The sequence below is a fragment of the Streptomyces sp. STR69 genome (assembly GCF_024519455.1).
Classification (GTDB): Bacteria; Actinomycetota; Actinomycetes; order Streptomycetales; family Streptomycetaceae; genus Streptomyces.
Genome location: NZ_JALJRY010000013.1, coordinates 88,714 through 103,379, shown reverse-complemented (window position 1 = coordinate 103,379; position 14,666 = coordinate 88,714). Strand labels below are relative to the sequence as shown.

General features: G+C 70.1%; 12 protein-coding genes. 7 read left to right on the top strand and 5 right to left on the bottom strand.

Annotated features, from left to right (window positions below; genetic code table 11):
* Positions 1-34 precede the first annotated feature (34 nt).
* Positions 35-1,018 (top strand): NAD(P)-dependent alcohol dehydrogenase, encoded by a 984-nt coding sequence (locus OC490_RS24540; RefSeq protein ID WP_262060145.1) that lies wholly within the window; start codon positions 35-37, stop codon positions 1,016-1,018.
* On the opposite strand, the gene OC490_RS24535 is transcribed toward OC490_RS24540, so the two are convergent.
* A complete protein-coding gene (locus OC490_RS24535) occupies positions 993-1,802 on the bottom strand; it encodes an inositol monophosphatase family protein (protein WP_262060144.1) in 810 nt (269 codons plus the stop codon). The genes OC490_RS24540 and OC490_RS24535 overlap by 26 nt on opposite strands.
* 22 nt (positions 1,803-1,824) lie before the next feature.
* Here OC490_RS24535 and OC490_RS24530 point away from each other — a divergent pair, with 22 nt between their 5' ends.
* A complete protein-coding gene (locus OC490_RS24530) occupies positions 1,825-1,971 on the top strand; it encodes a hypothetical protein (RefSeq protein WP_262060143.1) in 147 nt (48 codons plus the stop codon).
* Between the two features lie 37 nt (positions 1,972-2,008).
* Positions 2,009-2,848, top strand: coding sequence for a lysozyme (locus tag OC490_RS24525; RefSeq protein ID WP_410098923.1), 840 nt, complete (start codon positions 2,009-2,011; stop codon positions 2,846-2,848).
* 67 nt (positions 2,849-2,915) lie between these two features.
* Here OC490_RS24525 and OC490_RS24520 read toward each other — a convergent pair whose 3' ends face one another.
* From OC490_RS24520 to OC490_RS24510, 3 genes are all read right to left on the bottom strand, one after another.
* Positions 2,916-4,523, bottom strand: coding sequence for a cation acetate symporter (locus OC490_RS24520; protein ID WP_262060142.1), 1,608 nt, complete (start codon positions 4,521-4,523; stop codon positions 2,916-2,918).
* Entirely contained in the window at positions 4,520-4,954 is a 435-nt protein-coding gene (locus OC490_RS24515) for a DUF485 domain-containing protein (RefSeq protein WP_262060141.1), read from the bottom strand. Before OC490_RS24515 ends, OC490_RS24520 begins: the two co-directional genes overlap by 4 nt.
* 210 nt (positions 4,955-5,164) lie before the next feature.
* Complete coding sequence (locus OC490_RS24510; RefSeq protein WP_262060140.1) at positions 5,165-6,649, bottom strand: M4 family metallopeptidase; 1,485 nt, start codon at positions 6,647-6,649, stop codon at positions 5,165-5,167.
* Between the two features lie 222 nt (positions 6,650-6,871).
* Here OC490_RS24510 and OC490_RS24505 point away from each other — a divergent pair, with 222 nt between their 5' ends.
* Genes OC490_RS24505 through OC490_RS24495 form a run of 3 tightly spaced genes read left to right on the top strand, consistent with a single transcriptional unit; the run spans position 6,872 to position 10,418 of the window.
* A complete protein-coding gene (locus OC490_RS24505; RefSeq protein ID WP_262060139.1) occupies positions 6,872-8,227 on the top strand; it encodes an aminotransferase class I/II-fold pyridoxal phosphate-dependent enzyme in 1,356 nt (451 codons plus the stop codon).
* 35 nt (positions 8,228-8,262) lie between these two features.
* Positions 8,263-9,156: a dihydrodipicolinate synthase family protein gene (locus tag OC490_RS24500; protein ID WP_262060138.1), complete on the top strand. Its 894-nt coding sequence runs from the start codon at positions 8,263-8,265 to the stop codon at positions 9,154-9,156.
* Positions 9,157-9,167: 11 nt separating this feature from the next.
* A complete protein-coding gene (locus tag OC490_RS24495; RefSeq protein WP_262060137.1) occupies positions 9,168-10,418 on the top strand; it encodes an MFS transporter in 1,251 nt (416 codons plus the stop codon).
* Between the two features lie 47 nt (positions 10,419-10,465).
* Here the strand turns inward: OC490_RS24495 and OC490_RS24490 are convergent, their stop codons facing one another.
* Positions 10,466-10,675: a hypothetical protein gene (locus tag OC490_RS24490; RefSeq protein ID WP_262060136.1), complete on the bottom strand. Its 210-nt coding sequence runs from the start codon at positions 10,673-10,675 to the stop codon at positions 10,466-10,468.
* 589 nt (positions 10,676-11,264) lie between these two features.
* On the opposite strand from OC490_RS24490, the gene OC490_RS24485 reads away from it, so the two are divergent.
* Positions 11,265-14,531, top strand: a complete 3,267-nt coding sequence (locus OC490_RS24485) for a lectin (protein WP_262060135.1) — start codon at positions 11,265-11,267, stop codon at positions 14,529-14,531.
* Positions 14,532-14,666 lie beyond the last annotated feature (135 nt).

The following is a 14,666-nucleotide window of genomic DNA, read 5'->3' as shown; positions in this document are numbered from 1 at the left end:
GTGGGTGCCCCTACCCGAACGGAGGGCAACCACCTTGAAAGCCATCGTGCAGGATGTCTACGGCCCGGCGGACGTACTGGAGTTGCGGGTCGTCGACCGCCCGGCGCCCGGCCCCGACGAGGTACTGATCCGTGTGCGGGCCGCCGGTGCCGGGCCCGACGTGTGGCACCTGATGACCGGACTGCCCTATCCCGCGCGGCTGGTCTTCGGGCTGCGCAGGCCGAAGAATCCGGTCCCGGGGTGGGACGGGGCGGGGGTGGTCGAAGCGGTCGGCCCCGGCGTGGGCGACCTCGCGCCCGGAGACGCCGTCTACGGCCAATGCCGGGGCTCCTTCGCCGAGTTCGCCCTTGCCAAGGCCGGCGCGATCGCGCGCAAACCCGACAGCCTCACCTTTGAACAGGCCGCCGCCGTCCCCTGTTCCGGTGTCACCGCCCTCCAGGCGCTGCACGCCAAGGCAGGTCTGCGACCGGGCCAACAGGTCCTGGTGATTGGTGCCTCGGGTGGAGTGGGCAGTTTCGCCGTCCAACTCGCCACCGCGCAGGGCGCCGAGGCGACCGCGGTCTGTGGTCCGGGAGCGGCGGACTTCGTCCGTTCCCTGGGCGCCGTCGACGTCATCGACTACACCCGCGAGGAGATCACCGACCGGCCCCGCCGGTACGACGTCGTCCTCGATGCCGCGGGCAACCGCAGCGTCTCGCTCCTGCGCGGCGTGCTGACTCCGCACGGCACCCTCGTCCGCGTCGGCGGCGAAGGCGGGAGCCGCTGGTTCGCCGACGCGGGCATCCGGCTGGAGATGGGGCTGCGTTCGCTGCTCGGGGGCCAGAAGCTCCGGGGCATGCTCGCGATCGTACGCCGTGCGGACCTCCTGACTCTCAACGCGATCATCGACAAGGGCGAGCTGACTCCCGTGGTCGCCCGCACCTTTCCGCTGTCCGAAGCCGCCGACGCCGTCCGCCACTTGGAGAACGGCCACCCGCAGGGCAAGATCGTCGTCACTGTCGCGGGACCGAAGGGTTGACCGTCGACTGCCACAACTCCCGTGCCTCCGCCGCGACTCCGGGCGCGGCCAGCAGCAACGGTTCGTCGTAGGACGGGAGTTGGGGTACCGCGACGGCCCCTGCCTCCGTCGCGATGAGCAGCGCCGGGAGACCGTCCACCGGGTGGAACTCGCCGATCGCGGCGGCGGCTGCCCGGCCCGCCGCGACCTGCACCAGGGACAGTGCCGTCGAGCCCATCACGCGTACCGTGCAGTGCCGGACGGCCAGTTGGGCCAGCAGCGCGTCCAGGCCCGGCCAGTGCGCGTGCGCCGCCCACTCCGTCATGAACACATGGCCGGTCAGCGTCGTGTGGTCCGCGGCCTGGATCGGGACGCCGTTGAGGTGCGCGCCCTCGCCCCGCACGGCCGTGAACACCTCGCCCCGCCACGGGTCCGCGACCAGGCCCAGCAGAGGGGAGCCGTCCGGCTGCGCGAGGCCCAGCGAGAAGGAGCACCAGCCAAGCCCGTGGGCGTAGTTGGTGGTTCCGTCCACGGGGTCGATCACCCAGTGCGGGGCGTCCGACGCGCCCTCCTCGATGCCGTACTCCTCGCCGTCGATTCCCCAGCCAGGGAACTCGCGCCGCAGCACCGACCGTACGTGCCGCTCGACCGCCTCGTCCGTGTCCGTGACGATGTCGGCCGGGCTCGCCTTCTGCCGGACCGGCCCCGAGGCTCCGGCGTTGCCGTTGCGGATCGTGTCCGAGGCCCACTCGGCCAGCTCCACGGCCACCCGTAGCGCGTCGTCCAGGTCATGGTCTTTCGTCACTGCTCTTCACCACTCCAGTCGTGTGCGGGGGAACCTGGCCGGGCCGGCCTCGATCCAGGAGATCACGTCGTCGTACGCCTTCGTCGGCGCCCTCCACCTCGTCGAGCCGTACGCCCGGTCCACGGACGCCTCACGAGTACGGGGTGTGGGCGTGGTTGGCGGTACATGACGTGCGATGCGGCACGGTTGCGGTTCGGATAGGCGGTATGCGACGACGAATATCAACCTGGGACGGGTTCTTCCGTCTGTGCGTGGCCGTGGTGCTGTCGGGCCTTCTCCTCACCGTGACCGGTATGGCTCCCGCGCCGACCACGGACGAACCCTTGCCCGTGCGGGGCAGCGCCTACATGGGCATCGGCGTCATGGCCCATGACGGGACGGGCGGCAGGACCGGCGCGGTGTCCCCGGAGGAGCGGGCCGGGCAGACCGAGGGCGTCGATGTCTCCAGCTATCAGCGTGCTGTGGCGTGGCCCAGTCTCTGGAGCGCCGGTACCAGGTGGGCCTATACGAAGGCCACGGAAGGTACCTCTTACCGCAACCCGTACTACGACGACCAGTACGCGGGTGCGTACGACGTCGGCATGGTCCGTGGGGCCTACCACTTCGCCACACCGGACGGGAGCAGTGGGGCCGCGCAGGCCGACTACTTCGTGAACCACGGTGGAGGCTGGTCGGGCGACGGCCGGACCCTGCCGGGGGCACTCGACATCGAGTGGAATCCCTACGGGGACTCCTGCTACGGCAAGTCCGCGAGCGGCATGGTCACCTGGATCGGTGACTTCCTGAACCGCTACAAGGCCCGTACCGGTCGTGATGCCGTGATCTACACGTCCACCAGCTGGTGGAACAGCTGCACCGGCGGCTATCGGGGATTCGGTGCCACGAACCCGCTGTGGGTGGCCCGGTACGCCTCGTCGGTGGGGGCGCTTCCGGCGGGCTGGTCGGCGTACACGATGTGGCAGTACACATCGTCAGGGCAGACGGTCGGTGACCACGACCGGTTCAACGGTTCCCCGGACGCGTTGCGCGTGTTCGCCGCCCACTGACAGGGCGTGATGAGCCGGGGGCCGCGGCCCCCGGCTTCGACCCGGGCCCGGTTTCGTCGGAGAGGTGTCATCCGTTCTTGGGTTGCGCCGGCCCGGCCAGCAGGACGGGCTCGATGGCTTCGTAGCGGTTGCGCGCGCGGGTGTCGGACCTTCTGCGGGACAGCACGGTGGCGATGAGGCCGCTGAGGAACCCGGCCGGGACGGAGACGAGAGCGGTCGTGGTGAACGGGAACCAGTTGAAGTCGGCGTCGGGGAAAGCCGATTGGGGAGTGCCGGAGACGAGGCTGGTGCCGGGGAGGAGGACGAGGACGCTGACGGTGCCGCCGATGAGGGTGGCCAGCAGGCCGGCGCGGGTGTAGCGGCGCCAGAAGAGGCTGTAGAGGAGCGCCGGGGCGATCGCCGAGGCGCCCAGACAGAAGGAGAGGATGGCGAGGGGCTGGAGACTGCGGTGCTGGGCGAGCACGGCCAGCGCGATCACGGGGATGCCCACGGCCAGGGCGGCCAGCCGTGCCAGTGCCATTTCGCGCAGCGGCGGTGTGCCGGGGCGGGCCGCGATGTCGTGGGCGAGGGAGTTGGCGCAGGCCAGGGTCATGCTCGCCACGGAGGCCAGCAGGGTCAGGAAGATGGCCGTGGTGACGGTGGTGAACAGCAGGCTCTCCGGACGGGAGAGGTCGGTGCCGAAGGCGGCGCGCGCCCCGAGCAGATAGGCGGTGCTGCCGCGCGGATCCGCGGCGCTGATGGTCTTCGCGCCGATGAGGGCGGTGGCGCCGACCGCGACGACGGTCATGACGGCGATGAACAGGGCGACCGCCGACACGGCCCAGGACATCGCGCGGCGTACCTGCCGGGTGCTGCCGGCGGTGTACATCCGCATGGTGACGTGGGGGAGGGACGCACCGCCGAGCACGATGGCGCACTGGGTGCTGACCATGTCGAGGGCGGGGTGCCGTCCGCCGGCGAACTGGAGCCCGTAGCGCAGGTAGTTGGGGCCTGCCCCGCTGTTCTGTGCGGCGGTCCGGAACATGGCCGGGGGGCTCCAGCCGAACGTGTGCAGGATGAGCGCGGCGACGACCAGGCCCGAGCCGAGGAGGATCACGGTCTTCAGGATCTGGATCAGTGCCGTGCCGCGCATGCCTCCGAGGGCCGCGTACGTGATCATCAGCCCTCCGGCCCCGACGACGCAGCCGGTGCGCATCGTGCTGTCCGAGAAGCCGAGGACGTATGCCAGCAGCTGTCCCACCCCGGCGAGCTGGACGACCATCATGGGCATCAGTGCGGCGAGGGTGACGGCGCACGCGGTGATGCGTACCGCGCGGCCGGGCATCCGGCGGGCGAGTACGTCGCCCATGGTGAACCTGCCGGTGTGGTGCAGCGGTTCGGCCAGCAGGAACATCAGGAGCAGCAGGGAGAGCAGAGTGCTCAGGGCCAGGACGACACCGTCGTAGCCGCAGAGGGCGATGATGCCGCCGACGGTCAGGACGGTGGCCGCGGAGATGTAGTCCCCGGCGATGGCCAGGCCGTTGCGCAGCGGGGAGAGGAACCGGTAGCCGGTGTAGAACTCGTCGAGGTCGTCGCGGTCGGGGCCGGTGACCACGCACAGCAGCAGGGTGAGGGTGACGACGCTGAAGAACGCCACGAGTGACCAGGACTGTGCGGCGCCCTTGAAGTCGGTCACGGCCCGGCCTGCTCGTCGCGGGGGCGCGGCGTCTGGTGGCGCACCCGGCGGGCGAGGGGGTCGACGTGGCGTCGCGCGGTGTACTCGTAGAAGAGCACGGCCAGCCAGGTGACGGGGAGTTGGACCAGGGCCAGGCAGAGCCCCGTGGGCAGGCCTCCCAGGGCGGGAGCGGTCATGACGGAGGGGAATGCGACGGTGAGGGTGAGGAAGACGACGAAGTAGCCGAGCGCGGCGAGTGCGGCGACGCGACGCTGCCGGCGGCAGGCCCGGCGCAGGAGTCGTAGATCGCGGTGTGGTCCGGTCCATGAACGGGCCCGGACCGCACGCCAGTTGCTGCTGTGCGCGGCGGGTGGCGGAGAGGACGGGGTGGGGGAGGCGTGTCGTGCGGGCCGGTGGCGCAGCGGGTGTAACTCGGAGCTGTCGGTGGACATTCCAAGGTCTCCTAGTGGGTCGTGGGCCCCAAGAAGTGCCGACCGTGAGAACGCGGGGGAGCGGTCCCGGTCACCGCACGCTATGCGGGTGTCGGAGCGCGCGCAGGACTTCCGGCGAACTCCCTGGTGAGGACCGCTGCACCGCGCTGACCTCGGATGTTGTGGGTGTGAGGGGTGAGATGGAACACCACGGGAGTGTCGTGTGAGCCCCTACTCAAGGACGCCGACAGCGGACCAGGCGTCGAGAACCGCGCGGTGTTCGTCGCCCTCGCCGTAGAGGCGGAGAGCCGCGGTGGCCGTCAGGCGGGCGAAGTCGGTGAACTGTACGTTCTCGCGGAGTTCGGCGCTGGTGAGGGCCGCCCACCAGATCTGTCCGGCCCGCTCCCACGCCTTGCCGCCGAGTCGCTCGGCCACACGGTAGAACGCGTGGTTGGGAATGCCCGAGTTGAGGTGCACGCCCCCGTTGTCGTGTTCCGTGTGCTGGTAGCCGTCCATCGTCCCGGGCTGCGGGTCGGTGCCCAGAACGGCGTCGTCGTAGGCGCTGCCGGGATCCTTCAGCGAACGCAGCGCGCGGCCGTTGACGCCGGGAGCCAGCAGACCGGCGCCCAGCAGCCAGTCCGCCTGATCGACGGTCTGATCCAGCGTGTACTGCTTGAGCAGCACTCCGAAGACATCGCAGATCGAGTTGAGCAGGGCCCCGGCCTGTCCGTCGTAGGGGATCGGACTCAGTTCGCCGATTCCCTTCCAGACCTCGACGCCGATGATGTCGAGGCACTTGCTGAACCGGGTGAAGATCCGGTCGTCGCCGTCCCCCAGGACCAGGACCTCACCGTTCCAGAACGCGTTGTTGTACTTCCGGTCGTAGTGGACGACCGCCGCGATCGGTCCCTCGCCGGGCCTCGCGACGTACTCGCGGCCGAAGACCTCCCGCAGAAACCTCGACGCGGCCACGAGCCCCTCGTACGTCTCGTCGACGGCCGGGTCACCCACCGGACCCTGACCTGTGGAACGGGCCGCCGTGGACAGGCGGTTGAGATCGGTGCCCCACCGTGCGTCGAAGACCACGTGCTTCACGTCGTCGGCCGACGCCATGTCCGGATTCCGTACGACGCGCCCCTCCTCCACGTACACCTCGGCCCGGCGGAGGAGGAGCAACGGCGGAGCCTGGTCGGTCAGCCGTTGCACGATGAACGGTGGGACCACACTGGAGCGCAGCAGCGCGGGGTCCAGCGGACTGGCGCTGCGTTCGACCAGTTCCAGTCGGCTCGTCCACGCCCGGATCTGGCCCTTGGAGATGCGGGCCACCTGGCCGATCTCCGTGATCGCCCGCACCAACCGCTGCACGGCGTCCCGGGCCAGGTCCTCGCGAGCCTCCTCGGAGACGGTGTCCCCGGTGATGAACGGCATTGCTTCCAGGGCCTCGTAGCCACGCAGCACGGCTTCGAAGATCCCGCTGTCGCGTTTGCGCGCGAGCAGCGGCCCGTGGTCGTCCCACGCGGTGCGACTCGGCGCGGGCGCCACCCAGTGCCCGTACCTGCGGTAGTACGCAACTGCCGCGCTGTTCCTGGTCAGTTCGGCGTAGATCAGCCTGGCCGCCGTGCGGGCGTTGCTGTGGGTGCGCAGCAGTCCGCCGGCGGCCGTGGCGACGCCGCCGCCCGCCGCACCGATGAGCGCGGCTATCAGTGTGCTGTCCATGCTTCCCCGCTTCCCCCTGGCGTTGACGCACACGGTCAGGCAAGCAGCCGGCCCCGGCGACGTCCAGGGTTTTCACCCACTCAACGAGGGGTCACGGACAGGGGAGGGGATGACGTTGGTGTCGGCGGTCGCCTGTGACGTATGTTTGGCATAGGACAAACGTTGGCATAGAGCGAATCCTTTCGCGCGGATGACTCCTTCAGCTCGGACGGAGCCGATCACGTGGGTATCAGGGGCACCACCGCGGCCGAGATCGCGGGGAGCGTGCGGGACCAGGTCGCCTTGGGCGAGCTGGCGCCGCAGTCGAGTCTGCCCCCGGTACGGACGCTCGCGGCCGAACTGGGCGTCAACCGGAACACGGTCGCTCTCGCGTACCGACGGCTTGTCGAGGCGGGAGTGGCCGAGACGCGGGGCCGCGGCGGCACGGTCGTCGCGGTGGTACCGCAGCTCGCGCGCGAAGGCGTCGGTGTCGGCGGCGACTGCGTCGACCTGGCCAGCGGCAACCCCGACCCGCGACTGCTGCCCGACATCCTGGCCGCCGCCCGGCGCGGCGACTACAGCCCGCCGCTGTACGGCATGCCCGCCATCGACGCCGGCCTGGAGATGTGGGCCTGTGCCGACTTCTCCGAGGACATCGACCAGCCGTTCCGCGTGCTGGTGACGCATGGAGCGGTGGATGCCACCGAGCGGCTCCTGAACGCCCACCTCACCCGTGGGGACCTGGTGGCGATCGAGGACCCCTGCTTCCTGGCGAGCATCGGCACCCTGCGTCTGAACGGCTACCGCACCGCGCCCGTCGGGGTCGACGGCGCCGGCCTGCGCCCCGACGCCCTGCGGGCCGCCCTGGAGGCAGGCGCCCGCGCGGTCGTCTGCACACCCCGGGCCCACAACCCGACCGGTGCGAGCCTCACCGAGGAACGGGCGGCCGACCTCCGTGCCGTCCTCGCGGAGCACCCCCAGGTCCTGGTGATCGAGGACGACCACTTCGCGGCGGTCTCCGCGCGGTCGTACCACCGGATCACACCGCCGAGCAGTTCACGCTGGGCGCTGGTGCGATCCGTGTCCAAGTTCCTCGGACCGGATCTGCGACTCGCCCTCGTCGCCGCCGATGCCGAGACCGCCGCGCGCCTGGAAGCGCGGTTGAGCGCCGGCACCGCATGGGTCAGCCGTCTGCTGCAACACATCACCCGTGAACTCCTGCGCGATCCCCGAGTCCACGAACTCCACGAACGGGCCCGTGAGCTCTACGCCCGGCGCAGCGGCCTGCTCGTCGAGCAGCTGCACGCCCATGGCGTCACTCAAAACCTCACCCACGTCGTCACCCACGGCATCGACGTCCCGCAGCGGCCCGACGGGCTGAACGTATGGGTCGAACTCGACGTCGACGGACGCGCCGCGGTCGCGGCCCTGGCGCAGCGGGGTTGGGCCGTGCGGCCGGGGCACCTCTTCGCGCCGGATCCGGCCGCTCACCAGGGCGCGATCCGGGTCACCTCCGCCACCATCACCGAACCGCAGGCCGAGGCCTTCGCCGCCGCGCTCGCCGCGGTCGTCGCCGAACTGCGCGCGGCGGTCAACTGACCATCACCAACGCCCCGCTCACTCAAGGAGTCATCATGTTCAGCGGCCTGAGCGCCTTCCCCCTCACACCCACCGACGAGCAGGGCATCGACGAAACGGCGTACGCGGCGCTCGTCGCACGGCTCGCCGCCGCCGGCGTGGACTCCATCGGCGCGCTCGGATCCACCGGTGGCTACGCCTACCTCACCCGGGAACAGCGAGCCCACGCCGCGAAGATCGCGGTGGAGGCCGCGGACGGCGTGCCCGTCATCATCGGCATCGGCGCGCTGCGCACCTCGCACGTGCGGGAGCTGGCCGAGGACGCCCAGCGGGCGGGCGCCTCCGGAGTGCTGCTCGCCCCGATGACATATCAGGCGCTCACCGAGGACGAGGTGTTCGGCCTGTACGAGGACGTCACGCGTGACCTCTCCGTGCCGTTGTGCGTGTACGACAACCCGGGCACCACGCACGTGCGCTTCACCGACGAACTGCACGGCCGTATCGCGCAGTTGCCGAACGTCGGCTCGATCAAGATCCCCGGCGTGCCCGACGACCCGCGCGATGCCGAGCTCCGGGTCGCCGCGCTGCGCGCGCTGATCCCCGACACCGTCACCATCGGGGTGAGCGGGGACTGGACGGCCGCGCGCGGTCTGAACGCCGGGTGCGACGCCTGGTACTCGGTCCTAGGTGGCACCTTCCCGCTGACCGCCCTCGCTCTCACCCGCGCCGCGCAGTCCGGCCACGCGGGCCCGACGGTGGACCTTTCCGAGCAACTGGAGCCGCTGTGGGGCCTGTTCCGCCGCCACGGCAGCCTGCGCGTCATCTCCGCCGCAGCCTCCCACCTCGGCCTGACAGCTGAACCGACCCTGCCGCTGCCGCTGCGGGGGCTGGACGAGAGCGCCCGCCAAGAGGTCGCCGCCGCGCTGGACACCCTCGGCCTCACCTCCTGAGCACGAACGCCGTGAACCCGCAGCACGCGACAAGCACCGCACCGAGGTCGCGGGAAGCCTCAACTCGGCCCGGACAGGGCGCCGGCGGTCTGGCGCGCTACGTCGTCGCAGCGGCCCTCGCCCGCACTGCCGACGGCGGAGCCGTGGTCGCCGTCGTACTGCTCGTCACCTCGTCCGGCGGCTCGGGGACGCTCGCCGGGGTACTCGGGGCCTGCATCACCGCCCCGCACCTGCTCGGCCCCTTCGTCGCGCGCTCGCTCGACCTCGCCCGGGACGGCCGCAAGGTCATCGCGGCGGCCTGCCTGCTGTACGCCACCGCGCTGACCGCAGGTGTGCTGAGCTACGGTCACTCGCCCGTCGTACTGACCGCGCTGCTGCTGGCCACGGTCGGCGCCTGTGGGCCGCTGCTGACCGGCGGCATCAGCAGCAGACTCCCTGCCATCGTCGGACCCCGACTGCGCACCCAGCGCCGGGCCCAGGGCTGGGACGTGGCCACCTACGGCATCGGCGGCACCGTCGGCCCGTCCCTGGTGGCCGCCCTGTCGGGCTGGGTCTCGCCCACCGCCGCGGCTCTCGCACTCGCGGTCGGGGCGGCCACGGCGGCGGTCGGTGTCCTGCTGCTGCCCTTCACCCCGCCGTCTCACGGTGGCGACAAGTCGGCCGTCCTCAAGCCGGGAGCGACCCTCGCGCTGATAGCCCGCACGGGCCGGCTCCGGCGCACCGTCTACCTGACGATGGTCGTCGCCCTGAGTGTCGCCGCGCTGCCGATCACCGCGGTCCACCTGACGAAGATCCTCGGCATCGAGCCGGCCACCGCGGCGCTGCTGACCGCCGCCTACGGCCTCGGCAATCTCACCGGGTCCATAGCCGTCATGGTCTTCCCCCTCACCGGCGCCCCGGACCGGCTGATGCGCCGCCTCGCCCTGGGCGTCGTCGCCGGCCTCCTCACGGTCACTGCGAGCCCCGCCTTCGCGGTGTCCGTCGTGGCCTACGCCCTCACCGGGATCCTCAACGCCTTCTTCTTCGCCTCAACTCTCGCGGCCCGCACGGAGTACGCGCCGAGCGGAGCGCGCGGCCAGGTCTTCATCTGGGTCGCGGCACTGAAGATCACGTCCGGATCCGCCGGTACGGCACTGGCCGGCTCCCTGACGGGCGTGTCGGTCGTACTGCCACTCGTCGTCGGCCTCCTGGCCGTCTCCGTTGCCGTCGCTGCCGCAACCGTCGAGACGCGTTTAGCGCGAGCCGACGACAAACATCCGTGACCGCACCGAGGGAATCGTCTTCGGGAAGTCGCCTGCGCTCAAGTGCGTTATTCGTCGGCGGTATCCAATTCGCGCACCATATACACCTCGTCGTACAGACTGCCGTCGGCGGCGAGTGTGTTGTGCGGCATGCGACCGACCTCGACAAACCCCTTATTTCCCGTGGAAGTCCACGGCCCTGTCTGCCTGTTGGTCGTCAAGTAGAGCTGACTCATCCCCAGGGCACGGCAGATATCGACAGCGGCGTCGAGCATCACCGTTCCGAGTCCCGCGCTCCGGGCTTCGGGAAGCATTTGAGAATGGGCATCTCATGGCGTCAGGATGACCCGGTGCTGGGAGATATTTGCCGGAATCATTGCCGCGCCCACCGGTTGTGCACTCCTTCGAGAGGCAAGCCGTCGGCTCGACGAGTTTGCGACGGTGTTTGCGCACAAGGGCGAGGTGTGTCGATCCGCTCCGGAACCCCGGCATCCCCCTGGGGTGCCGTCGCCGCACGCGCCTCTGGGTGAACTTCGCGTTCAGAAAGTCACGTTGGCCTCGTTGACACGCCATCAGCTCACACGTTTCACTCGACACTCGTGCATGGCAACGTTGTCAGGCCGTCGGGGGCGACCGGGACTGTTGCCTGTCGCCGACGTTCCGGGATCTCGGTGCGTCGGCATCTGTTGTGCCAGGCACGAATTGCTGCGGAGGCAACCGATGGTGAGACCCCGACATTCAGCTGCGCCACGCGACCGCAAGAGATCCCGCCGACATCTGGCCCTGTTCTGCGTCCTGGGAATGGCCGTTCTTCCGCTCCCGGCAGTGGGCAACGCCTATGCCGCGAGCGGCGCGACGCCGGCTTTGGTGAATGACCCCGCGTCCCTCGTCAACCCGCTCATCGGCACCTCCGGTGCGGTGGACACCTTCCCCGGCCCCGACATGCCGGCCGGGATGGTCCAGTGGGGTCCCGACACGACGCCCGACCGCCCCGACGGCGGCGGCTACGAGTACAACGACAACAAGATCTCCGGCTACAGCCTCACCCACATCTCGGGCCCGGGCTGCCCCGTCGCGGGCGACCTGCCCATCCTGCCGGTGACCGGCGCACTGTCGGGCGACCTCGGCAACACGTCCGCCGGCTTCAGCCACGCCGACGAGCAGGCGGGGCTCGGCTACTACAGGCTCACCGACGCGAACGGCGTCAAGACCGAGTTGACCGACACCACCCGCGCCGGGCTGGGCCGCTTCACCTTCCCCGCAGGGCAGCAGGCGAACCTGCTGTTCAAGCTCAGCGGCGGTGCCACCCAGATCGACGGAACCCGCGTCCAGGTCGTGAACAGCCAGGAGATCAGCGGCGCGATCGACAGCGGTCACTTCTGCGGCGCCGCCAACAGGTACACGCTGCACTTCGACATCAAGTTCGACCGGCCGTTCACCGCGAGCGGGACCTGGGTCGGCAGCACCATCACCCCCGACGCGACCTCGCTGAAGGCCGGCAAGGTCCAATCGGCCCCGCAGACCTCGAAGTCGGCGCCGCTGAAGGAGAAGCACTTCACCGTCCCGGCGAAACCGGCCCCGACGATCCACACGAGCGGGACCAAGCACTCCGGTACGCCGTCCCCGGCAGCGAGCGCCGCCGCCACGACCGGCTCGTCCGCCACGGCCAAGGCCGCCCAGCCGCCCACCACCGGTGCGAACGGCATGTACCTGACCTTCGACACCGCCTCGAACCCCACGGTGAACGCCAAGGTCGGCATCTCGTACACGAGCGACGCCGGAGCGGCGAACAACCTCTCCACCGAGATCAAGAAGTGGGACGTCGCCGCCGTCGAACAGGCCAACCACGACGCCTGGAACGCGGTGCTGACCAAGCTCCGGATCGGCGGCGGCTCCGCCAACCAGCAGACGCAGTTCTACACCGCGCTCTACCACGCGCTGCTGCACCCGAACGTCTTCTCCGACGACGACGGCCAGTACATGGGCATGGACAACCAGATCCACACGCTGGCCAAGGGACAGAAGGCCCAGTACGCCAACTACTCCGGCTGGGACACCTACCGCTCCCAGACCCAGCTGATGGCTCTGGTCGAGCCGAAGGTCGCCGGCGACGTCGTCACCTCGATGCTCAACGGGTACGACCAGACAGGCCTGTTGCCCAAGTGGGCCTCGAACAACGGCGAGAGCTACGTCATGGTCGGCGACCCGGCCGCCGGCATCATCGCCGACGCGTACGCCTTCGGCGCCACGAACTTCGATACGGCCAAGGCCCTTTCGGCCCTCCAGCACGAGGCCACCGTCCCGAACAACGACCGCCCCGGCGAGCCGGTACGGGACGCGAAGGGCTACCTCCCACTCGACGAGAACGACTACAACTGCTGCAACTTCTACGGCCCCGTCTCCACCCAACTCGAATACGACTCCGCCGACTACGCCCTGGCCGCGTTCGCGAAGTCGCTCGGCAAGACCGACGTCTACGAGAAGTTCGCCACCCGCGCCCAGGACTGGATGAACGTCTTCAACCCGCAGACCGGCTACATGCAGGCCAAGAACAAGGACGGCCAGTTCGCCGGCGGCTTCACCCCGGGCACCTCCAACGGATTCGTGGAGGGCACGTCCGCCCAGTACACGCCGATGGTCCCGTTCAATTTGCGGCAACTCATCCAGGCGCGCGGCGGCGACACGGCGTACTCGACATACCTGGACAGTCTGCTCGACGACATCACGCACCCCGGCAACACCGACGCCGACCTGAGCAACGAGCCCAGTGTCGAGATCCCCTGGGAGTACGACTACACGGGCCAGCCGTGGAAGACCCAGGCGGCGGTCCGCGACGCCCAGCAGAACCTGTACTTCAACGCGCCGGTCGGCTCGTTCGGCAACGACGACCTCGGCGCGATGAGCTCCTGGTACGTCTGGTCCGAGCTCGGTATGTACCCGGAGACCCCGGGTACGGACACCCTGGCGCTGGGCAGCCCGGCGTTCCCGGTGGCCAAGGTGACCCTCGGCAACGGCAAGACCGTGGGGATCAACGCTCCGCAGGCCGCGCCCGACGCGCCGTACGTGCAGGCGCTCGCCGTCAAGGGCAAGGCGTGGGACAGCCCCTGGCTGAGCTATCAGCAGTTCCAGGGTGCGGGCACGCTCGACTTCACGCTCGGTACCGAGCCCAACAAGGCCTGGGCGTCCGCTCCTTCGGCGGCACCGCCCTCGGACACCACGGGCGGCGGCCGGGTGCTGGCCGCGACCGGTCCCTCCAGCGACGGTCTGGTGCTCCAGCCGGGCGCGTCCGGTGACGGCACCCTCGACCTGACCAACCTCGGAAGCACGGCCGTCACGGTCGACTGGAAGGCGACGGCACCCTCCGGCGTCACGCTCGACACCTCGTCCGGCTCGCTGACGGTACCCGCGACGGGCAGCGCCGAGGCGAAGGTCGGGGTGACGGCGGGCGCGAGCGAGGGCACCTACCCGGTCACCTTCGCGCTGACCGACCACAGCACCGGTACGGCACTGAGCGGGGCGACCCTCCGCGTGGCCGTCGCCAAGGCCGGTGCGCTGTGGCCGTACGACACCAACGAGGGCATCTACCCGGACGGCACCTCGTTCTCGGGCGGATTCGACAACGGTGGCTGGGCCTTCTCGCAGAACGCACTGTCTGCGTCCGGTGTCACGAGCGGCTCGACCGTCACCGCGGACGGCATCTCCTACACCTGGCCGACGGTGACGTCCGGGCAGCTGGACAACCTGGAGATGGCCGGCCAGACCATCCCGATGCCGGCCGGTGCCTCCGGCGCGTCGCTCGGTCTGCTGGGCACGGCCACCAACGCGCCGACCGACGGGAGCGGCGTCTCGGGCACGGTGACCGTCACCTACACCGACGGCACCTCCTCGAAGGCGACGATCGGCTTCTCGGACTGGACGCTCAACGGCGGCGGCAGCAAGCCCCTCGCGGGGGACACGACCGCCGTCACGACCGCCTACCGGAACACCGGGAGCGGGGGCCGGGACAACGTCAAGGCCTACGTCTTCGCCACGAAGGTCCCGCTGGACGCGTCCAAGCAGGTCGCGTCGATCACTTTGCCGGTGACCGGCTCGACGGGAGCGGACCACCTGTTCGCGTACGGCTTCGGCCAGTGAGGCAGTTGAGGCACCGGCGGTCCTGATGACGCCGGGCCGGTTCCCGGACGTGAGTCCGGGGACCGGCGTCTCAACTGTCTTCTCCCGACCCATTGTGGTGCGCCCTGTGCACCTTTACTGTTCGGCTTTGCCTGA